The organism is Mesorhizobium sp. M0185 (assembly GCF_040322175.1).
In the GTDB taxonomy this organism is placed as follows: Bacteria; Pseudomonadota; Alphaproteobacteria; order Rhizobiales; family Rhizobiaceae; genus Mesorhizobium.
The window spans coordinates 43,746-67,226 of record NZ_JAMYSY010000022.1 but is presented as its reverse complement, the minus strand read 5'-3'; the positions used below and the strand labels follow the sequence as shown (position 1 = coordinate 67,226).

Below are 23,481 nucleotides of genomic sequence, written 5' to 3'. Positions count from 1 at the left end.
AGATGGCCGGCAGGCCAGAGGGGGTCCCCGCGCATGAAGCGCCAGCCTCCTTTGTTCGTGGTAAGGTCGCGTCAGGACGTCCCGACCCCCTCTGTCGCCTTCGGCGACATCTCCCCCTCAAGGGGGGAGATTAGCAGCTCCACCCAAACATTTGGAATGTCGTCACGATTGCTGCACTATATCAGGGCATAAGCGATACGATGGGCCAGGGAGAGGTAGCCGCTTGAAGGAAGTCAGGATCCAGAAGCCGGAGCGGCAGCAGCGTCTGTTTGGCCTGTCGATGCCGCTCAGGGCCGCTGTCATTCCGCCGCTGTCGGCGGCGCGCTGGCTCCTGGTGCTGATCGTTGCCGCCGGCGTTTATTTCTTCCACGGCTTCCTGTTCCCGGTTCTTGCCGCCCTGGTTATCGCCTTCGCCAGCTGGCCGCTCTATCGGCGGCTGCTCGCCGGCGTCGGCGGCAACCGCACCATCGCTGCGACGCTTGCGATCTTGTTCATCCTGACTTTCCTGGTGGTGCCGATCGCGCTTGCCGGCACCTACGCCATCAATGAGGTGCGCGAGTGGGTCAACTGGGCGATCGAGACCAACCGCTACGGTGCGCCGACGCCGCACTGGATCGCCACCATGCCCGTGGTGGGCGAATGGCTCAATGAACAATGGACGGTCAACGTTGGCCACCCCGGCGGTATCGGCGAACTGATCCAGCTGATCAGTGGCGCCAATATCGGCAGCATCTATCGCGGCGTGCTTGCCGCCGGCGGCAGCGCCTTCGGCCTTTTGCTGACGCTGCTATTCATGATGATCGCGCTGTTCTTCGCCTATCGCGACGGCGAGCATTTCGCCGGACAGGTCGATCGCCTCGGCGAACGCATCCTGCCGGCCAGATGGGAACGGATCTCACGCGTGGTGCCTGCGACAATCTCCTCGACGGTGACCGGCATGACCGTTATCGCCATCGGCGAAGGGCTGGTGCTGGGTATCGCTTACTGGTTGGCCGGCGTGCCGTCGCCGGTGACGCTCGGCGCGCTGACCGGCATCATGGCGCTGATCCCCGGCGGCGCACCGCTGTCCTTCACGCTGGTGTCGATCTATCTCGCCGCCAGGGGCTCGCCGATGGCGGGGCTGGCGCTGTTCATCTGGGGCGCGGTCGAACTCTTCATCGTCGACAAGACATTGCGCCCGAAGCTGGTCGGCGGGCCGATAAAGCTGCCCTTCCTGCCAACCTTTTTCGGCCTGATTGGCGGCGTCAAGACAATGGGCTTTCTCGGCCTGTTCATCGGCCCGGTGCTGATGGCCCTGCTGGTCGCAATCTGGCGCGAATGGCTGCGCGAAGTGGAACTGACCGATGAGCTCGCTGCCGCCGAACCGGCGGAGCACGATGACGCACCGCCGCAGATCGAAATTGTCGCCGGACGCGCCGCCGCGAAAAAGAATCAGGCCGGGTGACTGACGGCGAACGTGGCGCGGCGCTTGCGCCCCTCGTGCAACTGCCAGAGCGAATGGCCGATCAAGGTTATGATGAGGATCGCGCCGCCGATCAGGCTGTTGCGCGACGGTGTTTCGGCGAAGATCATCCACACCCAGACCGGCGCCAGCACGGTTTCTAACAGGTAGAACATCGCCACTTCCGGCCCGGAAATGTATTTCGGACCGTTGGCGAGGCAGAAGAACGAGATCGGCATGATGACGGCGCCGTTGAAGATGATCCACCAGGGTGCGTTGACGTGAAAACCCACCTTGGAAACCATCACGGCGCCGACGGCCAGCGGCAGGACGACTCCGATCAGCGCGGTGAAGCCCATATCCTTGCCGCTGGCGCGCGAGATGGTGATGGCCGCGGCGATCATGAAAGCCGAGCATAGCGCCATCAAGTCGCCGAAGAGATCCCCGGTTCCGACGGAATCGCCGACGATGATCACGACGCCGGCGATCATCAATGCCAGCGCTGCGAGCGTCAGGGGCTGTGGCCTCTCCTTCAGGAACAGCCATGACAAAAGGGCCGCGAACATGGTTGTGAACGCCAGGATGAAAACGAGGTTGGCTGTCGAGGTATTGTAGACACCGGTGATGAAGGCGATCGAGCCGAGCCCGTAGAGGCCGGCAACGATGAGCCCTGACCAGCCCGGCACAAGCTGCGGTGCCTTTGCGCTCAGCGAGCGCCAGGCGGCCCAGATGATAAGTGTGGCGACGAAGGTCGTGCCGGTGCGCAACAGCAGGATCGTCCACGCCTCGCCGTCGGCGAGCCGGATCAGCGGAATGTCGACGGTCAGCGTCAGCCCGCCGATGGCGGTGATCAGAAGGCCTCTCTGGTGGTCGTTGTGGGAAGACATGCGGCAATTCTCGCGTAGGCTTGGAGGCGCAAAATTGACCGCCCGGTTTTCCAGCCGATCGGCCGGAAGCCCAGCGGCATCCTCCTCGAAACAATTTAAGAGTGAATACCGAAAGCGAAGATCAGCGCGAAACCGCTTCGTGATTGTAGCGTTCCCAGCCTTTCGGGCCGAGATGCTCCTGCGGCTGGAAGCGCATCTTATAATTCATCTTGCGCGAGCCGTTGACCCAGTAACCCAGGTAGACATGGGGCAGGCCCATCGCCCTGGCGCGGGCGATGTGGTCGAGGATCATGAAGGTGCCGAGCGAACGGTCCTCGAAGTCCGGGTTGAAGTAGGAATAGACCATCGACAGGCCATCGGCCATCTTGTCTGTGAGCGCCACGGCGATCAGCTCGCCCTGGCCCTTGCCGGTGATGAAGCTGTCAGGTCCGCGGCGACGGTATTCGATGACCTTGGTGTCGACATGGGTATCCTCGACCATCATGGCGTAGTCGAGCACGGTCATGTCTGACATGCCGCCACGGCGGTGGCGGGCGTCGAGATAGCTGCGGAACAGCGAATACTGTTCGGTGGAGGGTTCGGCGTCGTGCATGGCGCCGACCAGATCCGAATTATGCTGTATGACCCGTTTCAAGTTGCGGCTGGCGGTGAATTCCTGCGCCAGGATGCGCACCGACACACAGGCGCGGCAGGTCTCGCAGGCCGGCCTGTAGGCGATGTTCTGCGACCGCCTGAAACCGCCCTGCGTCAACAGATCGTTCATCTCGGGGGCCTTGTCGCCGACCAGGTGTGTGAACACCTTGCGCTCGAACTGGCCCTCGAGATAGGGACATGGCGAGGGCGCGGTCAGAAAGAACTGCGGCGACTGGGTCGGGTGCTGCGTCATCGAACCTTGGAAACACTCCTGCGAATCGCTCTACCTTTGGCGCGGACGCCGAAAAATTCAACAGGATTGTGAAAGCCTGGTTGATTGGACGTCTTCACATTTGTGCGCAAAGGCTGCGGCCGCGCTTCAAAAGTCTGCTCAGCGGCCGCTGCGGCTGACGACGGTGCCGAGCAGCAGGTCGTGCAGCGTGCGCTTGCGGTCGGAAAACAGGCTCACCAGCAGGACCAGCGGCGAAAGGATGACATTGCCGGCCCAAAACAGCACCGAATGCACGACGGCGGTCAGCCCGTCGATGCGGCTGCCGTCGAGCCGGTCGAGCCGGATGCCCATCATCTTCATGCCGGTGGTGGCCTGGTCTTTACTGCCGAGCGTGTTCCAGATGTAGAGGATGGCGACGGCCGGCACGAGAATGGAAAACAGCATCCAGCCGAGGCCGAGCGTCAACAGCCCGAACAGGAACACCAGGATCGCGAATGGTATGGTGAGCAGCGCGACGATGAAATAATCGATGACAAAGGCGAGAATGCGCCGCGTGCGCACGCCCTCATAGGCGCGGACATCTTCGAGCCTGCTGGTGATGATTTCGCCGTCGAGAACGCGAGCGTTCATGTCATTTCCTCGTAATCGAACCCGGGTTAATGCACGGGGCCGCTTCTTGGTGAAATGGTGAAGGTTCGCGGCGGAATCAAGATCGAGCCTTTCGCCGCCGTGTAGATGGTGACGGAGTGCCTGGGGCCGTCTGACTTGTTGAATTCACGGCGCGGATAGCGTTAGTTTGCTGCGGCGCAACAAAGCGCGCCGAGCCGAGGGGACGGGGCGACATGGACTACGACATGCTGGTCATCGGCAGCGGCCCATCCGGGCGCCGCGCCGCGGTGCAGTCGGCCAAGCTCGGCAAGTCGGTGCTGGTGGTCGACAGAGGCCGGCGTCTCGGCGGCGTGTCGGTGCATACCGGCACCATACCGTCGAAGACGTTGCGCGAGACGGTGCTCAACCTCTCCGGCTGGCGTGAGCGCGGCTTTTATGGACGCGGCTACCGCGTGAAGCAGGACATTTCGGTCGGCGATCTGGTCGAGCGCCTGCACAAGACGCTCGACCATGAGGTCGAGGTGCTGCAGCATCAGTTCATGCGCAACACGGTCAAGAGCGCGCGCGCCGCGGCAAAATTCCTCGGCGCCAACAAGGTCAGCCTGACCACCGACACCGGCGACTACAGCGAGGCTGGCTTCTCCCATGCGCTGATCGCGGTCGGCACCCGGCCGCACCGGCCGCACGACGTGCCGTTCGACAAAACACGGATTTTCGACAGTGATGAGATGCTGGAGCTCGATCGCCTGCCGCGCACGCTGACGGTGATCGGCGCCGGTGTTATCGGTGTCGAGTATGCGACGATCTTTTCGGCGCTCGACGTGCCGGTGACGCTGGTCGAGCCACGCAATACGATGTTGGATTTTGTCGACCGCGAGATCGTCGACGACTTCATCCATCAGATGCGCGACCGCGGCATGACCATCCGCTTGGGCAGTGCCGTCAAGGAGATCGCCTCGAAACCCGATTACGCCGAGGTGACGCTGGCCGACGGCCGCACCATACGTTCCGAGATCGTGCTCTATGCCGCAGGGCGTACCGGCAATGTCGGCAGCCTAGGGTTGGAAGCGGTCGGCATCGAGGCCGATTCCAGAGGCCGCATCAGGGTCGATCCGCAGACGTTCCAGACCAGCGCGCCCAACATCTATGCCGCCGGCGATGTCATCGGCTTTCCGAGCTTGGCATCGACCTCGATGGAGCAGGGCAGGGTGGCCGCCTGCCATGCCTTCGGCGTGCCCTTGCCGCCGCCGCCCGAAACCTTTCCCTACGGCATCTACGCCGTGCCGGAAATCTCCACGGTCGGGCAATCCGAGGAGCAGGTGCGTGAGAGTGGTGCCGCCTACGAGGTCGGCGTGGCGCGGTTCCGCGAGACATCGCGCGGCCACATCATGGGCGTCAACACCGGCTTCCTGAAGCTTCTGTTCTCGATCGAAACACGCCGTCTGCTCGGCGCCCATATTGTCGGCGAGGGCGCGACCGAACTCATCCACATTGGCCAGGCGGTCATCAATCTCGGCGGCACTGTCGACTTCTTCGTCAACAACACCTTCAACTATCCGACGCTGGCCGAAGCCTACAAGATCGCCGGGCTGGACGCCTGGAACCGCATGGGGCGGGCGTAGACCATGATCCCGAATCGAAGGACCGCGTGGGTACCGGTTTTGCTGCGCGGACCTTCGGGATGGGGGCAGGACACTCAGCAGTGGCGCATTGCAACCGACATGATAGCCGTTGCGTTTCAGCCAAACGGATTGCCGAACAGGGCAAAGCAATGACTGGGGCAGCGCCAAGGAAAACCTTCGCCTGGATTTCCCGAAACACGGTGCTTCTGGCGCTGGCGAGCCTGTTTGCCGACATTTCGACCGAGATGCTTTATCCGATCCTGCCGATCTTCCTAACCCAGACTCTGCACGCAAGCGGGAGCGTCGTCGGTCTGGTCGACGGAATCGCCCAGGCGACGCAGAACATCGTGCAAGGTTTTTCGGACTGGCTCTCGGACAGGCTTCAGAAGCGGAAACCGATAGCCCTCATTGGCTATTTTCTGGCCTCTATCGCCAAACCGCTGATCGGCGTGGCCACAGTGTGGCCGATGGTCCTGGGCGCGCGGTTTGTGGATCGGCTCGCTGCAGGTTTCCGGTCCGCTCCGCGCGACGCGCTCCTTGCTTCGTCCGTGGCCGACGAGCACCGAGGCAAAGCATTCGGCCTAGAAGGCATTGGCGACAATCTGGGAGCGTTTCTGGGGCCACTGCTCGCGGTGCTGCTTCTCATCGCGCTCAAAGTCGATATCCGCTGGATCTTCTATCTCGCGCTCATTCCCGGTCTCCTCGCCTTCCTCATGGTGGTGTTGGTGCACGAGCAGCCACTGGCCGTAGCCGCAAAGGCCAAGATCGACGTCAATCTGCGGCAGTTTCCCAAAGCCTATTGGATCTATCTCTTGGTGACAGCTCTCTTCGGCATCGGCAATTCGAGCAATGCATTTCTGATTCTGCAAACACAGGATATCGGTGCCTCTTTGGAGGCAACCATTCTTATCTACGCAGGCTTCAATCTCGTTGCGGCGCTGATTTCCTACCCGGCCGGCTTTCTATCGGACCGCTTCGGCCGCAAGGGCGTGTTACTGTCGTCCTTCGTCATCTTCCTGATCGCCTATCTCGGCTTCGTCTTGACCCGGAACATCTATCTGATCGGGCTGCTTTTTGCCTTCTACGGGTTCTATCAAGGCATCTTCCGCTCAGTCGGCAAGGCATTCGCCTCGGACTTCGTGCCGCAAGAGCTGCGTGCCAGCGGCATCGGCTGGTACAGCACCACGGTCGGCCTGCTGGAACTCGCGGCAAGCGTTGTCGCGGGACAGCTCTGGGATCGTGTAAGCCATGAGGCGGTGTTCATCTACGGCGCTGTCTTCGCCGTGGTCGGCAGTGCTGGTCTGCTTGCCCTGATCCCCTGGCGAACCGACGGTCATAGTGTGTCGGCGGCGTCGTAGTGCTGCCGGGGCGTTGCCGATGATGAGCAGCCTTTAATAAAACGTTCTACTCAAACTGAAAGGCCCCCGGTCATGACGCCCGTCAGTGTTCGCTATATTGTCGACGATGTCGCCGCTTCCATCGATTTCTAGGTGAAGCATCTGGGCTTTGCCATTGAACGGGATGCGCGGCCGGCTTTCTGCTCGGTCACGCGCGGCGATCTGCGGCTTCTGCTGAGCGGGCCGGAGAGCTCGGGCGCACGGGCGATGCCGGATGGCCGCCGGCCGGTGCCGGGAGGGTGGAACCGCATCCTGCTGGTGGTGCCGGATCTGAAGCAAGAGGTTGCGCGCCTGAAGGGCGCCGGGCTCGCCTTCCGCAACGATATCATCAACGGCGTCGGCGGCTCGCAGACCCTGCTCGAAGACCCGTCCGGCAATGTGATCGAGCTATTCCAGCCCGCCGCACACTGACATTCGATGGTCGGGCCCGCGTTGTGCGTGCGCTCAATCCGCTCGTTCAGCGGTTGCCTGACCCCGCCAGCCACTGCCTGACGATTTCAGCATCCGCGTCGCCGATTTCATGGCCGGAGGCAATGGTGTGGGTCTCGACCTTGGCGCCATGCGAGCTCAGTAGAGCGGCCAACACGGGGGCGAAAGGCGCGTAGGTCAGGTCGGCGGCGCCGGCGACGATCAGAGCCCGCGCCTTCGACAGGTCGGCCGGCGGCACCTCGTCGAGCACCGGCATCGGACGCAGCAATGCAGCGCGCTCGATCACGCCCGGATGCAGCAGCATGACGCTTGAAACCAAATTGGCGCCGTTCGAATAGCCGAGAAAGGTCGCGCGGCGGAGATCGAGGCTGTGGCGCTTCGCGACGCCGGCGACGAAGCCTGCAAACGCATCTGCCTCCGCGCGGACACTTGCCTGCTCGAATCGCGTCGGGGTGATTCGCGTGAACCAGCGGAAACCGTCCTCCTGAGGGATGCGGCCACGGACCGTAACCAGCGCCGCATGCGGCGCGATTTGCCGACCAAGCGGCAGCAAGGTCGTCTCGTCGACACCCGATCCATGCAACAGGAACAGCCAGTCACCGGGTAAATTGGCGGATCGATGGAGCCGGTAGAAAAAGCCTGAATTCTCCTGCAAAATACCGTCTTCGAGGCTTTGCTCGGCCATAGTCACATCCTTTTGATTCCGCGTTACTTTCGTTAATTTGCCGGCTTCAAAACGGAATATTTTCAAGCTCCGCGAAAGTTGATTGAACCGGGCGCATTTCAGTCCGTTTCTTTGCCGATATAATCCCCGCGGGGGGGATCGAAGCAGTGTGCGCCGGGTGGTCGCCCGAGGGATCGCATGCCGGGCATGAACAACCAGCTTTAAGGCCTTTTATCGATGACCATGCCAGTTTCGCCGGAACGCGATACGCGTATTGATGTGTTCCGGGCTCTCGCCCTCCTGACCATATTCGTCGACCACGTGCCTGGCACCGTTTTCGAAACCCTGACCTACAAGAATTTCGGGTTTTCGGATGCGGCCGAGGCCTTCGTGCTGATCTCCGGCATGTCCGTCGCTCTCGCCTACGGCACTAAGTTCCAGCCGGGAAACCGGCTGATTGCAACACTGAAAATGTGGCGCCGCGCCGGTGTGCTCTATGTCACCCACATCGTCACGACGATGGTGGTGATGGCTATCTTCTGCGCGGCGGCGGTGTTTGCGAAACGGCCGGATCTTCTGACGCTGATCAACATCGAGCCGCTCGTCAGGAACCCGCCACAAGTCCTGGTCGGCATCGTCACGCTCGGCCATCAGCTCGGTTACAACAACATACTGCCGGTCTATGCGGCGCTGCTGTTGATGGCGCCGGTCTTCCTGCTGTTCATCAGCTACCGGCCACTGGCGGCGCTCGCAGTATCCGCAGCCCTTTGGCTGATTGCCGGAATCTACCAGATCGCGCCGCCGAACTACCCGGAGCCCGGCTTCTGGTTCCTCAATCCGCTGTCATGGCAATTGCTGTTCAATATCGGCATGGCCAGCGTGTTGCATGTGCGGCGCGGCGGCACCATCCCTGTCAATCGCTGGCTGGTCGGCGCGGCCGCCGCCTATGTGCTGACGGCACTCGTCTGGGTGCACAGCCCGCTGTGGGGGCATGTGTCGTGGCTCGACCTGCCGGTGGTGCTGACCGGTTTCGACAAGACGTTCCTGTCGTTGCCGCGGCTGCTGCACATCCTGGCGATGAGCTATCTGGTCGTCGCCTTGCCTTTCGTCTCGAACCTGTTCCGCACCGGCCGCGACAATCCGCTCGCCATATTGGGCAAACGCTCGCTGCCGGTTTTCATTGCCGGCACGGTGATTGCCATGGCGGCGCAGGTGGTGAAGCTGGTCAACCCGGGCGGCTTTGCCTATGACAGTCTGCTGCTCGCCGCCGGCATCGCCATGCAGTTCGCGCTCGCCTTCTATCTGGAATGGCTGTCCGCTATCGGCTGGTCCGGCAAGGGCAAGCCGGTCCGCAACGAGGCGTCACCGGTCCGTCCATCCTTTGGCATCGGTCCGATGGCGGCCAATCGATAAGATTTGGAGCCGATCTGCCCAGTCAACCTGTGCCTGGCGGCGGCCCGGACGACGCCCTGACGACAAGTTCGACATCGAGCGTTTCTCGCCGCACCGTGCCGTCGAAGTCGAGGATTCTTCGCGCTGCCCGGCGGCCGATCTCGGCGATCGGCTGGGCGATGGTGGTGAGCGGAGGCTCGCAAATTGCGGCTTCAGGCACGCCGTCGAAGCCGACGACGGAAACATCGCGAGGAACCGCGATGCCCCGCGCGCTGAGCCATTCCAATGCTTCCATCGCGACCCGGTCCGACATCGCCAGGATGGCGGTCGGCGGTTCTGCCGAGGCGAAGAGGGTTTCGAGGCCGGCCTTTGTGCTGGCCTCATCGTTTTCAGTCTCGTAGACCGGCACCTTGGCGGTATCGACGCCGAACCGGGAAAGCCCTTCGAGATAGCCGAGGAGGCGGTCACGGGTTCCTGTATAGACTGCGGTCCGGACCTGCTCGGGCGAGACAAGTCCGGTGCTGTCGTCGGCGAAGGCCAGCGACAGCACGGCGAAGCGGCGATGTCCAAGTTCCGCCAGATGGCGCGCCGCGAGCCGGCCGCCGGCAACATTGTCGACGCCGATCGCCGAGACCGTGGCGTCCTGCGAGCCGAGCTCGAGCGCGACGAAGGGGAGCTTGCGTTCGCGCGTCAGCTCGACGAGGCGCGGACCGCCCTCGATGCAGAACAGGATGAAGCCGTCGACCAGGGCGCTCTGGATATTCCAGGCAAGTTTTTCCTCGTTGCCGGCCGACACGAGGGCTATTCCCGCGCCGGTGGCGTCGCATGCCTCCGAGATGCCGGCCATCATCACGCGCGCAAAGGGGTCGTCGAAGAAATAGGACAGCGGCTCGGTTGTGGCGACGCCGATCGCATTGACCTTGCCGGCGCGCAGCAGGCGGCCCTTTGGATCGGGGCCGGCGTAGCCCAGCGCGTCGGCCGCCGCCTTGACCCGCTCGCGGACTTCCTCGCGTACGATTTCGGGACGGCTGAAGACATTGGAGGCAGTGCCGTGTGATACGCCCGCGGCTTTGGCGATGTCCGCCAGCCGGATGGGCCTCCTGCCTTCGGTGAGTGATGCCATTTGTTTGTCTCCGGGACTCCGGTCCAACAGTATCGCCGACTACCTAACACCTTCGTTGGATCGATTCAAATTTTTGCTTGACATTTGTGGTGCGATGCGTATTCTTTGAATCGATCCAAGTGCGTTTTTCGTCCCCAGATTGGATCGATACAAGAGGAGAGCGCCATGCACCCCGTCAATTATCTGTTCGAGGACATTTACCGGAACGACTGGAGCATCCGTTCGAGCGCGGAGGCCCGGAAGCGGCGAGACAGGACCGGTCCGTGGATTCGCGACCTGGGTTTCCTCGTAGGACGCAAGCGGAGCTGATCGGTGGCCTATTTTTGTGCCCGCTGATTGGATCGATTCAAAAAACTAGAGGAGATTAAACCATGCACCCGATCAAGCATCTGTTCGAAGACATCTATCGCAATTATTGGGGCATCTCGCCGGCCACCGAACGGCCGGAGCGGCGGCGTGTAGTCAAGACGACCAACAGCGATGGCCAAGTCCGGCCCGAACGTCCGCGAGACTGAGCTGGCAAGACACAGCTCGTGGATCGAGGGCGGCTGGCGAAGGAGCAGCGGCCGCCATTGGTTGCCGCATCAATGGCGGCGCGGGCGCACCAGCGCCGAGGCGGCCATCATCAGCCAGCCGCCGATGAGCAACGTGCCGCCGATCGGCGCCGACATCGGGAACAGCCGCGAGCCAAGGAAGTCGCGGGCCAAAAGATCTCCCGAGAATAGCAGAAGCCCGACGAGAAGGATGAGGCTTCCGGTTCGCAGGATGCTATTGCCACCGAGCAGCCCGACGGTAAGGAAGACCGGCGCATGCAAGAGCAGGAAGGATGCGGCCGTACCGACGAAAGCGCCGCCGAGATGTGCCGCCGCCGCCGAAAGCGCCACGCCGGTTGCGCCGCATAGGCCGCCGGCAAGAACCAGAATGCGGCCGCCTGCCGCGTGTTCATCCGTGCTCATGTCCACACCTCCGTGTTTCCTGGCGACCGCCTGAGATAGTGCCGCGAACCGTGTCAGGATTTGCCGGCTTCCGCCAGCATGTCGCGTTCGCGGCGCGACTGGACCAGCCAGTTATAGGCCGCTCCGCCCGCCATCAGAATGGATGTGCCGAGAAACACCGAGCGCATACCGAAATGGCCGCCGGCGAAGCCGCCGAGCAACGGTCCGGCGACCTGCCCGACATATTGCGCCGAGATCGACAAGCCCAGCACGTTGCCGCCGACCCCGTCGGGCACATTGTGGCGGATGACGCTGGTGATGCAGGGCAAAAGACCGCCAAGCGCAAGGCCCATCAGGAAACGCAGGCCGACGAGTTGCCAGCCCTGGGTAACGAAGGCCTGCGGGATCAGCAGCAGCGCCGAGACGGCGAGTGCGGCAACGATGACGTTCCAGTGGCCGATACGGTCGGCGAGCTTGCCGAGCCGCGACGCCGACAGGATGGCGCCGAGCGCTGCCGCGGACATGACGATGCCGGAGACCAGCGTGACCTGGCTCCGATCTTCGATGAGCTGCTGGACATAGACGGTGATGATCGGCTCGATCGACATGGTGGCGAAACTCAACAGCATGCCGGTTGCCAGCATGGCGACGACGGGGCGCTTGTCGGGAATCTGCGACCAGCCGTCTTTCACTTTTTCTTCTGACGCGGCCTTGGCGGCAACCGGGCGAGGGGCCTCCTTGATCAGCAAGGTGGTTGCCAGAAAAGCCAGGAAAATGACGCCGCCGGCGAGCAGGAATGTGGCGCGGATGCCAATCAGCGGCGGCAGCGCGCCGCCAAGCAGCGGACCGACCAGGGCACCGGCCGTGATGCCGGCCGACAGCACGCCCAGCGCCCAGCCGGAGCGATCCTTCGGCGTCTGCATGGCAACCAGGATGGTCGAGCCCGAAGAATAGCCGCCGGCAAAGCCGATCAGCAGGCGCAAGAGCACCAATTGCCAGACGGTCTGCACCATGCCGGCCAGCGACATACACAGCGCCATGCCGAAACTGGCTCGCACCAGCATCAGTTTGCGGCCGTAGCGGTCGCCTAGCCGCCCCCACAGGGGCGCGACCAGCGCGGCAGCAAGGAAGGTGGCGCCGTAGGCGATGCCCGACCACTGCACGATCGCCGCATGGCCCTTGGCGCCCAGCTGCTCGACGTAAAGCGGCAGGAAGGGCAACAGCAGCATCATCGCCACAAGCGTGCTGAACGAGCCGGCAAAACACACGGCGAGATTGCGACGCCAGTGAACGTTATGTGTGCCTTGCACGGCGAGGGTGGCGTCTTGCGGCATGTCAGAGACTGCTATCGTTGAGTTGCTGTGGATACCATTTTGGGATACCAAGCTGGTATCCGTCATGGACGCAAAGGCTGGTCGCTGTCAATGCGGTCCCTGCAAAGTGATCGCCAATAATGGCCGGTGAACAGAGGGCCAATGAACCGGCTCCAACAAACGGAACGCCAATGTCGCAGATGCAGAACGTCGAAAAGCAGCTTCGCGAGATGATCCTCGGGCTCGAGATCGGTCCCGGCGAGCGGCTGACGGAGCGCTGGGTCGAAAGCCGCTTCGGCGCATCGCGCACGCCGGTCAGGGCGGCATTGCTGCGGCTCGAGACTGAAGGCCTGATCTGCCGCGACGGCCGCGGCTGGACGGTCTCGCCCATCAATCTTGCCGAGCTGGAGCAGATCGCCGTCTATCGCGAGGCGGTCGAGGTCGCGGCAGTCAGGCTGACTTGTGCCTTGCAGGACAGGGGTGCCGTCGAAATTATCGAGGCTATGCTCGATTCCTGCGACGACCAAACCCCGCGCGAGGAATGGCATCGTGTCGGCATGGATTTTCATATCGAGCTGGCACGCCTGTCAGGCAACGAGTTCCTGTTCAGAGCGGTTCGCGATGCGATGACGCGCCTGTCGCGCGCCCGCTGGCTCGAGGTTCGCGACGAGGCAGCGCTTGGCCGTGCCTGGGCCGAACACCATGCCATTCTGTCGGCGGTGCGGGCCGGCGATGCCGATAGCGCCGCCCGCCTGCTTTCGGCCCATATCATCGGCAGCCGCGACCGGCTGGTGACCTCGCTGCGCAACGACCGGCGCGGCCTGCGCGCCCGGGGATTTGCCGTCGTCGCTTGAGTGAGGATCGGCTGCCATTGATCACGAAAAGAGCAGATGAGCGAAGAATGCTACTTTCGGTCTCGCTTCGGAAATGCCGATGGCGTAAGAGCGGCGATGGAAAACAACCGATTTGACACACCCGTGACCGTCAAGGGCGCGGCGGGAAGCAATCAGCTCTTGCGTACGGCCCGCGAGGCTTCCGACTACCTCCTCAACAATTGGCCCGGCAAGCGCAGCCCCAAGCACCGCGAAGCGTTGCAAGCCTGTCATGATGCGCTGGCCGGCGACAAGCCGGCCATGAACGCAAGACGGGCCTTCATTGCCGCCGCTCGTGAAGTGAACGTCTTCGTTAGCGACAAGGCGCCCGCCTGAGGCATAGCGGGATTTGACCGAGGCCCGGACCGCCTGACAGGCCGGGCGTCATCACTCGGTCGTTTCGGTTTTGGTTTGGGACTCGCTCTCGCCCTCGGGCTTCGATCGCTCCTTGGCTGCGACCTTGGCAGCCTGCTTTTCCGCCTTCTTGGCAGCCTTCTGCCGGTCGCGTTCCTTGCGTTCCTGACCGTAGTTCGGTGCTCGTGCCATATCGTTTCCTTTCATTGTGCTTGGCCTTTGCCTAGGAGCATTGGACCGCAAACACAACACCGCAAGGCACGATCGGGCTCCATATCTCGGCGCAGTCCGGAGAGCCCGGCTTTTCAGGCGCCGTCGCGGTCGAGGACGAGATCGGCCGGCCCGAACCGATCCTTTGCCGTGAATTGCTGGTGCCAGTAGGGATAGAGCACGGGCGGCCTGCTGACCACGTCGAGCCGTGTGCGCTCCTCATCGGCAAGCACAAGGCTTGCAGCGGCGATATTGTCTTTGAAATGCGCTTCGGTTCGTCCGCCGATCACCAGTGAACTGACAGCGGGCCGGCCGAGTAGCCAGGCAAGCGCCACCTGCGCTGCCGACACACCGTGGTTCTTGCCGATATCGATCAGCACGTCGACGATCCGCCACAGCCGGTCCTCGTCGCGGATCGGCGGTTCCGACCAGCCGCTGAGCTGGCGGGCGGTCGGCTGGTCACGGTGGTATTTGCCGGACAACAACCCGCCGGCAAGCGGGCTCCAGACCAGCACGCCGAGCCCCTGGTCGACCGAGATCGGCAACAATTCGTACTCGGCCTCGCGCGCTTCCAGCGTGTAATGGATCTGCTGGGTGACGAAGCGTGGCTGGTGATGACGGTCGCTGATCCCCAGCCCCTTCATAACTTGCCAGCCGGAATAATTGGAGCAGCCGACATAACGGACCTTACCCTGCGCGACCAGCGTGTCGAGCGCGGCGATGGTTTCCTCAAGCGGTGTCAGGCCATCCCACTCGTGCAGGAAATAGATGTCGATGACATCGGTCCTGAGGCGCTTCAGGCTCCTCTCGCATTCGCGGATCAGATGGTAGCGCGACAAGCCTTCATCGTTGGGGCCCTTGCCGATCCGCATGCGCGCCTTGGAGGCGATCAGCACGTCGCCCTTGCGCTTGCCGCCGAGCGCCTCGCCGATGATCTCTTCCGACACCCCGTTCGAATAGACGTTGGCGGTGTCGATGACATTGACGCCGGCATCGATGCAAAGGTCGATCATCCGACGCGCCTCGTCGAGGTCGGTCTTGCCAACCGCCGAAAACGCGCCGCCGCCGCCGAATGTCATGGTGCCCATGGTCAGGGTCGAAACCTTCAGCCCGGAACGGCCGAGAGTGCGGTATTCCATGTCGTATCCTCACGATTTATCGGGAAAGGGCGTTGCAAACGACAGCCCCTCAGTGAACCGGGCATTTGTAGGATAATTCGTTCCGCTTGTCGCCCGCCCCGCAGGGCAAGCTCGATCACATCTTGCGGATTGAACGCACAGCCAGCGCAGTAGTGGGTGCAATAAAACCGTCATTGCCGGCCTATACTAAAATCGGTCCAGCGCTTCGATTTCCGGCCGCCGGGCCGGGCGGCAGAGCGCCTGACAGCGGCCGGCAAGGCCTGTAAGCGGAGCAGCGCAAATGACCGAGATAAAACAGAATTCCCCGGCCAGGGACTGGCTGGAAGCGGAACTCGCCGACACGCTCGACGAAGATTATGAGCTGGAAATCTCGGAGCCGGCGCTGTCGATGGAGATCGCCAAGATCTACAAGAATGCGCATCCGCCATCGATCGACCGCCTGCAGTATTTTCGCAATCTCATCACGCTGCAATCCGAATTGATCAAGCTACAATCCTGGGTCGCCTATCACAAGAAGAAGCTCGTCGTGGTCTTCGAGGGCCGCGACTCGGCGGGCAAGGGTGGTGTTATCAAGCGCATCACCCAGAGGCTTAATCCGCGCATCTGCCGCGTTGCAGCACTTCCGGCGCCGACCGAGCGCGAGAAGTCGCAATGGTATTTCCGGCGCTACGTTCCGCATCTGCCGGCCGGCGGCGAGATCGTGCTGTTCGACCGCTCTTGGTACAACCGCTCCGGCGTCGAGCGGGTAATGGGCTTTGCCCAGCCGGATCAGGTCGAGGAGTTCTTCCGCGACGTTCCGGATTTCGAACGCATGCTGGTCCGCTCAGGCATTACGCTTGTCAAATACTGGTTTTCGATCACCGACGAGGAGCAGCAGATGCGCTTTTTGATGCGCATCCATGACCCGATGAAGCAATGGAAACTGTCGCCGATGGACCTCCAGTCGCGCGTGCGCTGGGAGCAGTACACCAAGGCCAAGGAAGAAACGTTCGCCCGCACGAATATCCCGGAAGCCCGTGGTTCATCGTCGAGGGCAACGACAAGAAGCGGGCACGGCTGAACTGCATCGACCATCTCCTCAAGCAGATGCCCTATGAGGAGGTGCCGCACGAAGAGATCACACTGCCGGAGCGCGTCTTCAATCCCGAATACGAGCGCCAGGTACTGCCGCGCGAACTGTATGTGCCGGAGAAGTACTGACTAAAGCGGCGAGGAGGGCGGCGCCTCCATGGCGGCGCCCTGCAACAAGCTAGGTGCGCTCGATGATGACATGCGTGGCCTTCGGCGTCGCGACCTGCTCGCTGCAGCGATAGCCGAGCTTGGGCATGTCGATGCCGGCAAAAAGGCTCTCGCCGGCGCCTAGCAGGACCGGTGAGATCGCCAGATGCATTTCGTCGATGAGCTTTTCCTTGAGATATTGCCGGATCGTGGAAACGCCGCCGCCCAGCCGTACATCCTTACCGTCAGCCACTGCCTTCGCCTTCTCCAGCGCTGAGTGGATGCCGCCGGTCACGAAATAGAAGGTCGTGCCGCCCTCCATGACAATGGGATCACGCGCATGGTGCGTGAGCACGAAGACCGGCACATGGTAGGGCGGGTTGTCACCCCACCAGCCTTTCCAGCTGTCATCCGGCCATTCGCCGCGGATCGGCCCAAACATGTTGCGGCCGAGGATCCATGCGCCGACATTTTCGAAGCTGCGTGCCGCGAACGCCTCGTCAGTGTCCGTGGTCCCGCCATCCTTGCCGAGGACCATCTTGCGGAAGGTGCGGGTGCCGAACATCCATTCGTGCAGGGCTTCCCCTCCAACACCCAGCGGGTTCTTCAGGTCTTGGTCGGGACCGGCGCCGAAGCCGTCGATCGACAAGGTGAAAGCGCTGACGCGAAGTTTGGACATGAGAGCCTCCTCGATAACCGATTGTGAGATGCAAGCAGTTATCGGGGTAGCTTAACTGATTGCATTTTGCAAGCGGTATCTTGAATCGCCGGCGGGGTAATCGCTTCCAAATAATGTTGGAATAACCAATCTCAATGTCGGCGCCGCCCGTCATCCGCCTGCCGGCAGCTTCTTCCTGTATAGTGACGGGGAGAAGGGGCTGGCCGCAACGTCGATGTTTTTGCAACGCTGGAGATTGGTGAAATCTTTTACGAACGCGTCTTTTCTCCCTGCCACTTTACGGGGAGAAAATGCCCGGCAGGGCAGCGTAAACTTGAAGCGATGTCCTGCGGCGTTCCACGTCGCGCTTTGGACGAACGAACACTGCTCGATGTAGACGCTACAAAGGCGCATCACCCCTTGAGCATCGCCGCCACTTCGGGCGCAAAGTAGGTGAGAATCCCGTCGCAGCCGGCGCGCTTGAAGGCGAGCAGCGATTCCAGCATCGCCTTTTCGCCATCGATCCAGCCATTGGCGGCGGCGGCCTTGATCATCGAATATTCGCCCGAGACCTGATAGGCGAAGGTCGGCATCTGCAACTCGTCCTTCAGCCGCCGGATGATGTCGAGATAGGGCAGGCCGGGCTTGACCATCAGCATGTCGGCGCCCTCGGCGAGATCCTGCTCGGCCTCGCGCACCGCTTCGTCGGAATTGGCGTGATCGATATAATAGGTCTTCTTGTCGCCCTTGAGCAGGCCGGCGGTGCCGACCGCCTCACGATAGGGGCCGTAAAAAGCGGATGCGAACTTGGTCGCATAGGACATGATCGCAACATCCTGAAACCCATTGGCGTCGAGCGCATCGCGGATGGCACCGATACGGCCGTCCATCATGTCCGAGGGGGCAATGATGTCGGCCCCCGCCGCCGCCTGGATGACGGCCGCCGCCGTCACTTGCTCCACCGTTTCATCATTGACGATAATGCCTTCGCGCAAGATGCCGTCATGGCCATGCGAGGTGAACGGGTCAAGCGCGGCGTCGGTGATGATGCCGATCTCCGGCACTGCGTGCTTGATGGCGCGGGTGGCACGGTTGATGACGTTTTCCGGATCGAGGATGTGCGAACCGGTCTGATCGCGCAGGCCGAGCTCGACATTGGGGAAAGTGGCGATCGCCGGAATGCCAAGCTTGGCCGCGCGCTCAGCCTCCTTGACGGCGAGGTCGAGCGACAGGCGGAACACGCCGGGCATGGCGGCGATCGGTTCGCGCACTCGTCTGCCGTCGACGACAAAGATCGGCCAAATCAGATCGTCGACCGAGAGCCGGTTCTCCTGGACAAGGCGGCGCGACCAGTCGGCCTTGCGCATGCGCCGCAGCCGCCGGCTGCCGGTGATCTCGTCGACGCTGCGCGCGCCGGCAGGCTTTGCAGGGGTGAATTTGTTCATCGCAAAAACTCCGGATCAGGCGACTTTTATCACGAGCCTCCGCTGCTGACCAATGCGACACGATTGTGCCAGCGGTCCTGTCGGGCGCTATTCTGGTTGGCCATTGCCCGACAGGATCTGCGCAGCACCCCGCATGGCGACGCGGAATGCCTCGTCGAAGCTGACGCCGCGCACTTGCCAATTGTAGCTCTTGCCATTCAAGGCAAGCCGCCAGTCGGCTATCCAGCCCAGTTCCTTGTCGCTCCAGACGATACTGCCGGCGAGCGCCTGGTCGGCTCCGGCCTTCCTGGCAAGCTGGTCCAGCGTCGTGATATCGGCATGGCGCAGGGCCTGGTCGTCAAGCTTCGAGGCCGACAGCAGCGACGCTTCGGGAAACACAATCCGCATGACCAGCGGACCGGTGGCATTGACGAAGGATTCGCGCATCGCCGCCCCGCGCTCATCGTCGGCGGTCAGCGCGAACTGCCTTGTGCCTTGCTCCGCCGCCAGGAAAATTGCCAGGTGTGGCCGCTCGCCAAGCCATGGTTTGCTGCCAAGCGCGGCAAGCACCGGATCGATAACGTCAGGCCTGTACAGACAAGTGAGATCATGCGGCCGGTCATGGGTGCCTTGTTCGTCATGGATTGGAATGCCTTCGAGACGGTCGCGATAGCGGAATTCGGCAACGAAGCTGCCGGCCTTGTCGCGCAGCGCCGCCATCTCAGTTCTCTTCGGCAGCCGCTGATCCCCGGACACACGAACCAGCACCGCATCGAGGCAGGCCTTGAAGCCGATCTGCCTGTTGACCTCGCCCTGGCCGGTGACGATGGTCTGCGATTGATAGAGCTCGTCGACGGTTTCGGCCGATACGGGAGGAGTGTTCGCAGCGATCAGGCCGACCACCACAACAGCAAGGCGCGGCAACCAAGGCATGGTTCAACCCTTCCGGTTCAAAGCGCCAGCATTAGCACTGGGTGACGCCGACGACCATGCAGCGGATTGGCCGCCGCCATTGACGCGGCCATGCGCCACGCTTTAGCACTTCACTCCCGGCGGGCGCGGGGAGGGATTCTCTGGCGATGGATTTTGGCGGAGGCGACGAGATTCGCTTCGAAAGATTGGGCAGGGCCGGCGTCGTCACGCTGACGCGGCCGCAGGCGCTCAATGCCGTAACCCACCGCATGGTCAAGGCGCTGGACAAGGCGCTGCGCAGTTGGGAGCGCGACGACGGCGTCGACGTTGTCGTCCTCAAGGCCGAGGGCAGGGCATTTTCGGCGGGCGGCGACATCCTCCACATCTACGAAGCCGGCCGCGCAGGAAGGCCTCCGGTCGATTTCTTCGCCGATGAATACCGGCTGAACGCCCGCATCGCCCGCTTCAAGAAACCCTATGTCGCGGTGATCGACGGCATCGTCATGGGCGGCGGCGTAGGTATCTCCTTCCATGGTTCGCAGCGAGTGCTGACCGAGAACGCCCAGTTTGCCATGCCCGAGGTCGGCATCGGCTTTTTCCCGGATGTCGGCGCCAGCCATCTGTTGCCGGATCTCGGCGGCAGCTTCGGCATGTATCTGGCGCTGACCGGCAACCGCATCCGCTATGGCGATGCTTTGTGGTCGGGCCTCGCCACCCATACGATCAAGGCGGAGGACCAGGCCGGCTTCCTCGACCGTCTGGCGGAAAGCGGCGACCCGGAATCGGTGCTGCGCGGCTGCTTCGTCCCGGCCAGGCGCGAGACCGACAGGCCGACGCTGGAAGCCATCGCCCGGCATTTCGCGCAGCCGTCGCTGGCCGATATCGTCGCCAGTCTGGAGCGGGCAGCCGCTGCCGACGAGTTCGCGGCAAAGACGCTGGCCACCATCCGCACACGTTCACCGACCAGCCTGCATGTTGCATGGCGCCAGATTAGCGCCGGGCAGACGTTGTCGATGGACGAGTGCATGAAAATGGAGTTCCGTATCCTCAACCGCATGCTTGCCGGGCACGACTTCTATGAAGGTATCCGCGCCGCCATCATCGATAAAGGCTCGACGCCGCAATGGCGGCCGGCAGGCATCGACGACGTCAGCGCCGCCAATGTCGACGCCTATTTCGCACCGCTCGGCGAACGGGAACTGAAGCTGTGAGCGAGGTCGCCTCGAGGCGCGTGGTGCTACAGCCCTCGACGATCGAGGTCATCTTCGCCTGGTTCCAGCGCGTCATCGCCGGCTACTGTCTGCTGTTCGGCATCTTGTACTGGATCCGGCTGATCGGCTTTTACCCCGGCCCGTTGTGGCGCTTCGACCTGATGCCGGTGCACTGGCAGGTGGCGGCGGTGGTGCTGGCGGTGTTTTTTCCGTTCGCTGCCGCCGGCCTGTGGATGCTGGCGTCCTGGGGTCCGGTGATCTGGTTCATCTGCGCGGTGACCGAGTGCGTCATGTATGCTGGCTTCCCCGAGCTGTTCGGCCACCGGCCGCTGATCGTCGCCTCGCACCTTGCGGTGGCGCTGCTCTACATAGTGTTCCGCGTGGTGATCTGGATCCAGAAGCGGCAACCCCGGCGATAGCAATTCCGGCCAGGATCGTTGGCTAAATCTTTAGGTTAATTATCCTTGCTCGGGTGACCGCCCGTTAAGCCTCTTTCGAAACCCCTTACCGGTAAGCTCTTGTTAGCCTTGGCGTTTAAGTCGAATTTTATGAGTATTCGATAGTGTCGCGATCAAGGTGAAGAACAAAAAATCACCGGGCGACAAACGAGAGGCAAAGACAATGATCAATTCGCGTCCGGCGGCGAAGACCGCCAACGTATCCGATGACCGCCGCGAGGCGATCCGTTCGCTGTACATGGAATCGCTGCAGCTGGTCGAGCGGCTGCATCGCCGTCTGCTTGATGTGATCAAGGACGAATTCGACCGTAACGGTCGCTCCGACATCAACGCCATCCAGGCGCTGCTCCTGTTCAACATCGGCAATTCGGAGCTGACCGCCGGCGAACTGCGCTCGCGCGGCTATTATCTCGGCTCGAATGTCTCCTACAATCTGAAGAAGCTGGTCGATCTCGGCTTCATCAACCACCAGCGCTCGCGCATCGACCGCCGTTCGGTGCGGGTTTCGCTCACGCCGAAGGGCAATGAGGTGGCGGAAGTCGTCGCCGGCCTCTACGAGCGCCATGTCGGTTCGATCGAGCAGGTTGGCGGTATCAACACGGAAGAGTTCAAGCAGATGAACCGCGCCCTGCAGCGCCTGGATCGGTTCTGGAACGATACCATCGCCTACCGGATGTAATCGCATCCGCCGCATCTAGATCTGAAGCTGGACTACGGAAGTGCTGCCGCGGAGTGGACCAAAGGCCGGTGCCGAAAAGCACCGGTCTTGCCGTTTCGTCAGGCCGGCCGATCCAAATTCGAGCAACAGCCACGTTGCCGCCATATTCCAATGGAACCGAAGATGCGGGTGATGCTGGGGCCAAAGCCGTGCATTTGTCCTGTGCTCAAGTCACTTCCCATGTGGTTTACACCGAAGTGATGCGGGCCATGGTTGGCTAATTGTTAAGAAGCCAACTCTAGAGTGCGGGCGAGACCGCCCGGTGAGTGGAATTGTAGCAAGAATGTCTGGAACGTCCATGAGAACCAGCCGCCGTTTCTTCCTTTCAGGAGCCTCCGCGCTCGCAGCCGCTATGGTCGCCGGCCGCGCCAGTGCGCAGGACGTGATCGGGGATATCCTGAAATCCTCGGCCCGCGGCAACTGGGACGACCAATTCGATGCGCGTGCCAGCGAAGGCGGCAAGGTTGCCTCGACGCTGCCGATCTTCAGCCTGCAGACGGTGTCCTTCACCGAGCAGGCGATCATGCAGTATCAGAATATCGTCGCGCAAGGCGGCTGGGAGCAGGTTCCAGACACCAAGAAGCTACAGCTTGGCGTCGAGGATCCCGATGTGGTGCCGCTGCGCAGGCGCTTGATGATATCGGGCGATCTGGCGCAGAGCGCCGGGCTCTCGGAAGCGTTCGATTCTTACGTCGACTCGGCGCTCAAGCGCTTCCAGTTGCGTCACGGCTTGCCGGCCGACGGAACCACGGGCAAATATACTTTCGCGGCAATGAACGTGTCGGCGCCGGTTCGGCTTGGTCAGCTGCAGACCAATCTGCAACGGCTGCGTGAGCGGGCCGGCACGCTTGGCAACCGCTATGTGCTGGTCGACATCCCGGCGGCGCAGATCGAGGCTGTCGAGAACGACCGCGTTGTGCTGCGCCACACCGCAATCGTCGGCAAGATCGATCGCCAGACGCCGATCGTCAATTCCAAGATCAACGAAATCATCGTCAATCCGTACTGGAACGCGCCGGTCTCGATCGTGCGCAAGGATATCATTCCGTTGATGCGGAAGGACCCCAACTATCTCAAGGATAGCCATATCCGCCTGTTTGCGCCGGACGGCAGCGAGGTCGACCCAATGACGGTCGACTGGTCGACCGATGATGCCGCCAAATACCGCTTCCGCCAGGATCCCGGTTCCGGCAACGCGATGGCCTCGGTCAAGATCAATTTTCCCAGCCCGGACGGCGTCTACATGCACGACACGCCGCAGCAGAGCCTGTTCGGCAAGCTGATGCGCTTCGATTCCTCTGGCTGCGTGCGGGTTCAGAACGTGCGCGACCTCGTCACCTGGATTCTGCGCGACACACCGGGCTGGGATCGCCAGCATTTCGAGGCGGCGATCAAGACCGGGGAGAACACGCCGGTGCAGGTCACCAATCCGGTGCCGGTTTATTTTCTCTACGTCTCGGCCTGGTCGACAGGGCCGGGCGTGGTCCAGTTCCGTGACGACATTTACGGCCTCGACGGAGCCAACGAGCTGCAGATCACATCCGCGCTCTAAGCAGCTGAGTTCATTTGCAAAAAGGCCGCCGGAAGGGCGGCCTTTTTCGTTGCCGGGGTCTTTCGCGGCAAGCTTTGC

The 23,481-nt window shown here is 62.3% G+C and carries 24 protein-coding genes and 1 pseudogene; 13 read left to right on the top strand and 12 right to left on the bottom strand.

All coding sequences use genetic code 11. The features are described from left to right. The first annotated feature begins 223 nt into the window (after positions 1-223). Positions 224-1,444 (top strand): AI-2E family transporter, encoded by a 1,221-nt coding sequence (locus NKJ20_RS18720; RefSeq protein WP_352745950.1) that lies wholly within the window; start codon positions 224-226, stop codon positions 1,442-1,444. On the opposite strand, the gene NKJ20_RS18715 is transcribed toward NKJ20_RS18720, so the two are convergent. The 3 genes from NKJ20_RS18715 to NKJ20_RS18705 all read right to left on the bottom strand — a co-directional run bounded on the left by NKJ20_RS18715 (position 1,432) and on the right by NKJ20_RS18705 (position 3,823). Continuing rightward, positions 1,432-2,328 carry a DMT family transporter gene (locus tag NKJ20_RS18715; protein WP_352681662.1) on the bottom strand — a complete coding sequence of 299 codons (897 nt, stop codon included), beginning with the start codon at positions 2,326-2,328 and terminating at the stop codon, positions 1,432-1,434. The two genes, NKJ20_RS18720 and NKJ20_RS18715, sit on opposite strands and share 13 nt — an antisense overlap. 121 nt (positions 2,329-2,449) lie before the next feature. Then, the gene (locus NKJ20_RS18710) at positions 2,450-3,214 is read right to left on the bottom strand and encodes an arginyltransferase (RefSeq protein WP_352456566.1); all 765 of its coding nucleotides are present in this window, start codon (positions 3,212-3,214) and stop codon (positions 2,450-2,452) included. A 138-nt stretch (positions 3,215-3,352) separates the two neighbouring features. Further along, on the bottom strand, positions 3,353-3,823 hold the full coding sequence (locus NKJ20_RS18705; RefSeq protein WP_023674465.1) for an RDD family protein: 471 nt from the start codon (positions 3,821-3,823) through the stop codon (positions 3,353-3,355). Between the two features lie 212 nt (positions 3,824-4,035). On the opposite strand from NKJ20_RS18705, the gene sthA reads away from it, so the two are divergent. From sthA to NKJ20_RS18690, 3 genes are all read left to right on the top strand, one after another. Continuing rightward, on the top strand, positions 4,036-5,424 hold the full coding sequence (sthA, locus tag NKJ20_RS18700; RefSeq protein ID WP_352745948.1) for a Si-specific NAD(P)(+) transhydrogenase: 1,389 nt from the start codon (positions 4,036-4,038) through the stop codon (positions 5,422-5,424). Positions 5,425-5,573: 149 nt separating this feature from the next. After that, positions 5,574-6,782 carry an MFS transporter gene (locus NKJ20_RS18695; RefSeq protein ID WP_352745946.1) on the top strand — a complete coding sequence of 403 codons (1,209 nt, stop codon included), beginning with the start codon at positions 5,574-5,576 and terminating at the stop codon, positions 6,780-6,782. 132 nt (positions 6,783-6,914) lie between these two features. After that, the gene (locus NKJ20_RS18690; protein ID WP_352745944.1) at positions 6,915-7,232 is read left to right on the top strand and encodes a VOC family protein; all 318 of its coding nucleotides are present in this window, start codon (positions 6,915-6,917) and stop codon (positions 7,230-7,232) included. Between the two features lie 46 nt (positions 7,233-7,278). On the opposite strand, the gene NKJ20_RS18685 is transcribed toward NKJ20_RS18690, so the two are convergent. After that, on the bottom strand, positions 7,279-7,935 hold the full coding sequence (locus tag NKJ20_RS18685) for an alpha/beta hydrolase (protein WP_352622831.1): 657 nt from the start codon (positions 7,933-7,935) through the stop codon (positions 7,279-7,281). Between the two features lie 216 nt (positions 7,936-8,151). On the opposite strand from NKJ20_RS18685, the gene NKJ20_RS18680 reads away from it, so the two are divergent. Further along, the gene (locus tag NKJ20_RS18680) at positions 8,152-9,327 is read left to right on the top strand and encodes an OpgC family protein (RefSeq protein ID WP_352745940.1); all 1,176 of its coding nucleotides are present in this window, start codon (positions 8,152-8,154) and stop codon (positions 9,325-9,327) included. A 22-nt stretch (positions 9,328-9,349) separates the two neighbouring features. Here the strand turns inward: NKJ20_RS18680 and NKJ20_RS18675 are convergent, their stop codons facing one another. Then, positions 9,350-10,429, bottom strand: a complete 1,080-nt coding sequence (locus NKJ20_RS18675; protein ID WP_352745937.1) for a LacI family DNA-binding transcriptional regulator — start codon at positions 10,427-10,429, stop codon at positions 9,350-9,352. Between the two features lie 371 nt (positions 10,430-10,800). On the opposite strand from NKJ20_RS18675, the gene NKJ20_RS18670 reads away from it, so the two are divergent. Further along, positions 10,801-10,944 carry a hypothetical protein gene (locus NKJ20_RS18670; RefSeq protein WP_023674473.1) on the top strand — a complete coding sequence of 48 codons (144 nt, stop codon included), beginning with the start codon at positions 10,801-10,803 and terminating at the stop codon, positions 10,942-10,944. 69 nt (positions 10,945-11,013) lie between these two features. Here NKJ20_RS18670 and NKJ20_RS18665 read toward each other — a convergent pair whose 3' ends face one another. Beyond that, positions 11,014-11,385, bottom strand: a complete 372-nt coding sequence (locus NKJ20_RS18665) for a DUF423 domain-containing protein (protein WP_023674474.1) — start codon at positions 11,383-11,385, stop codon at positions 11,014-11,016. Positions 11,386-11,438: 53 nt separating this feature from the next. After that, on the bottom strand, positions 11,439-12,698 hold the full coding sequence (locus NKJ20_RS18660) for an MFS transporter (RefSeq protein WP_352745934.1): 1,260 nt from the start codon (positions 12,696-12,698) through the stop codon (positions 11,439-11,441). 170 nt (positions 12,699-12,868) lie between these two features. On the opposite strand from NKJ20_RS18660, the gene NKJ20_RS18655 reads away from it, so the two are divergent. Both NKJ20_RS18655 and NKJ20_RS18650 read left to right on the top strand, forming a co-directional pair. Then, a complete protein-coding gene (locus NKJ20_RS18655; protein WP_352702620.1) occupies positions 12,869-13,531 on the top strand; it encodes a GntR family transcriptional regulator in 663 nt (220 codons plus the stop codon). A gap of 96 nt (positions 13,532-13,627) precedes the next feature. Continuing rightward, complete coding sequence (locus tag NKJ20_RS18650) at positions 13,628-13,885, top strand: DUF982 domain-containing protein (protein WP_023674477.1); 258 nt, start codon at positions 13,628-13,630, stop codon at positions 13,883-13,885. A gap of 51 nt (positions 13,886-13,936) precedes the next feature. Here the strand turns inward: NKJ20_RS18650 and NKJ20_RS18645 are convergent, their stop codons facing one another. Next, entirely contained in the window at positions 13,937-14,095 is a 159-nt protein-coding gene (locus NKJ20_RS18645) for a hypothetical protein (protein ID WP_352449291.1), read from the bottom strand. A 113-nt stretch (positions 14,096-14,208) separates the two neighbouring features. Beyond that, entirely contained in the window at positions 14,209-15,252 is a 1,044-nt protein-coding gene (locus NKJ20_RS18640; RefSeq protein ID WP_352449292.1) for an aldo/keto reductase, read from the bottom strand. Between the two features lie 280 nt (positions 15,253-15,532). On the opposite strand from NKJ20_RS18640, the pseudogene ppk2 reads away from it, so the two are divergent. Further along, positions 15,533-16,452, top strand: a pseudogene (gene ppk2, locus NKJ20_RS18635) (polyphosphate kinase 2). 49 nt (positions 16,453-16,501) lie between these two features. Here ppk2 and NKJ20_RS18630 read toward each other — a convergent pair. The 3 genes from NKJ20_RS18630 to NKJ20_RS18620 form a co-directional block, all read right to left on the bottom strand. Next, positions 16,502-17,149 (bottom strand): dihydrofolate reductase family protein, encoded by a 648-nt coding sequence (locus NKJ20_RS18630; RefSeq protein ID WP_352449293.1) that lies wholly within the window; start codon positions 17,147-17,149, stop codon positions 16,502-16,504. 392 nt (positions 17,150-17,541) lie between these two features. Then, complete coding sequence (hemB, locus tag NKJ20_RS18625) at positions 17,542-18,573, bottom strand: porphobilinogen synthase (protein ID WP_352449294.1); 1,032 nt, start codon at positions 18,571-18,573, stop codon at positions 17,542-17,544. 87 nt (positions 18,574-18,660) lie between these two features. Then, positions 18,661-19,485, bottom strand: a complete 825-nt coding sequence (locus NKJ20_RS18620; RefSeq protein ID WP_352681650.1) for a DUF8605 domain-containing protein — start codon at positions 19,483-19,485, stop codon at positions 18,661-18,663. Between the two features lie 146 nt (positions 19,486-19,631). Here NKJ20_RS18620 and NKJ20_RS18615 point away from each other — a divergent pair, with 146 nt between their 5' ends. The 4 genes from NKJ20_RS18615 to NKJ20_RS18600 all read left to right on the top strand — a co-directional run bounded on the left by NKJ20_RS18615 (position 19,632) and on the right by NKJ20_RS18600 (position 23,403). Beyond that, positions 19,632-20,675, top strand: a complete 1,044-nt coding sequence (locus NKJ20_RS18615) for an enoyl-CoA hydratase/isomerase family protein (protein WP_352745931.1) — start codon at positions 19,632-19,634, stop codon at positions 20,673-20,675. Further along, positions 20,672-21,094 (top strand): DUF6163 family protein, encoded by a 423-nt coding sequence (locus NKJ20_RS18610; protein WP_023674485.1) that lies wholly within the window; start codon positions 20,672-20,674, stop codon positions 21,092-21,094. The genes NKJ20_RS18615 and NKJ20_RS18610 overlap by 4 nt, the downstream gene beginning before the upstream one ends. A gap of 202 nt (positions 21,095-21,296) precedes the next feature. After that, positions 21,297-21,812, top strand: coding sequence for a transcriptional regulator LdtR (gene ldtR, locus NKJ20_RS18605; RefSeq protein WP_023674486.1), 516 nt, complete (start codon positions 21,297-21,299; stop codon positions 21,810-21,812). 337 nt (positions 21,813-22,149) lie between these two features. Beyond that, positions 22,150-23,403: a L,D-transpeptidase family protein gene (locus NKJ20_RS18600; protein WP_023674488.1), complete on the top strand. Its 1,254-nt coding sequence runs from the start codon at positions 22,150-22,152 to the stop codon at positions 23,401-23,403. Positions 23,404-23,481: the final 78 nt, after the last annotated feature.

Coding starts and splice junctions, on each gene's coding strand:
- NKJ20_RS18715 (WP_352681662.1), bottom strand. CDS start 2,328: ATGTCTTCCCACAACGACCACCAGAGAGGCCTTCTGATCACCGCCATC.
- NKJ20_RS18680 (WP_352745940.1), top strand. CDS start 8,152: ATGACCATGCCAGTTTCGCCGGAACGCGATACGCGTATTGATGTGTTC.
- NKJ20_RS18600 (WP_023674488.1), top strand. CDS start 22,150: ATGAGAACCAGCCGCCGTTTCTTCCTTTCAGGAGCCTCCGCGCTCGCA.
- NKJ20_RS18655 (WP_352702620.1), top strand. CDS start 12,869: ATGTCGCAGATGCAGAACGTCGAAAAGCAGCTTCGCGAGATGATCCTC.
- NKJ20_RS18630 (WP_352449293.1), bottom strand. CDS start 17,149: ATGTCCAAACTTCGCGTCAGCGCTTTCACCTTGTCGATCGACGGCTTC.
- NKJ20_RS18705 (WP_023674465.1), bottom strand. CDS start 3,823: ATGAACGCTCGCGTTCTCGACGGCGAAATCATCACCAGCAGGCTCGAA.
- NKJ20_RS18685 (WP_352622831.1), bottom strand. CDS start 7,935: ATGGCCGAGCAAAGCCTCGAAGACGGTATTTTGCAGGAGAATTCAGGC.
- NKJ20_RS18670 (WP_023674473.1), top strand. CDS start 10,801: ATGCACCCGATCAAGCATCTGTTCGAAGACATCTATCGCAATTATTGG.
- NKJ20_RS18645 (WP_352449291.1), bottom strand. CDS start 14,095: ATGGCACGAGCACCGAACTACGGTCAGGAACGCAAGGAACGCGACCGG.
- NKJ20_RS18650 (WP_023674477.1), top strand. CDS start 13,628: ATGGAAAACAACCGATTTGACACACCCGTGACCGTCAAGGGCGCGGCG.
- NKJ20_RS18620 (WP_352681650.1), bottom strand. CDS start 19,485: ATGCCTTGGTTGCCGCGCCTTGCTGTTGTGGTGGTCGGCCTGATCGCT.
- NKJ20_RS18615 (WP_352745931.1), top strand. CDS start 19,632: ATGGATTTTGGCGGAGGCGACGAGATTCGCTTCGAAAGATTGGGCAGG.
- NKJ20_RS18660 (WP_352745934.1), bottom strand. CDS start 12,698: ATGCCGCAAGACGCCACCCTCGCCGTGCAAGGCACACATAACGTTCAC.
- NKJ20_RS18710 (WP_352456566.1), bottom strand. CDS start 3,214: ATGACGCAGCACCCGACCCAGTCGCCGCAGTTCTTTCTGACCGCGCCC.
- NKJ20_RS18665 (WP_023674474.1), bottom strand. CDS start 11,385: ATGAGCACGGATGAACACGCGGCAGGCGGCCGCATTCTGGTTCTTGCC.
- NKJ20_RS18640 (WP_352449292.1), bottom strand. CDS start 15,252: ATGGAATACCGCACTCTCGGCCGTTCCGGGCTGAAGGTTTCGACCCTG.
- sthA (WP_352745948.1), top strand. CDS start 4,036: ATGGACTACGACATGCTGGTCATCGGCAGCGGCCCATCCGGGCGCCGC.
- ldtR (WP_023674486.1), top strand. CDS start 21,297: ATGATCAATTCGCGTCCGGCGGCGAAGACCGCCAACGTATCCGATGAC.
- hemB (WP_352449294.1), bottom strand. CDS start 18,573: ATGAACAAATTCACCCCTGCAAAGCCTGCCGGCGCGCGCAGCGTCGAC.
- NKJ20_RS18675 (WP_352745937.1), bottom strand. CDS start 10,429: ATGGCATCACTCACCGAAGGCAGGAGGCCCATCCGGCTGGCGGACATC.
- NKJ20_RS18695 (WP_352745946.1), top strand. CDS start 5,574: ATGACTGGGGCAGCGCCAAGGAAAACCTTCGCCTGGATTTCCCGAAAC.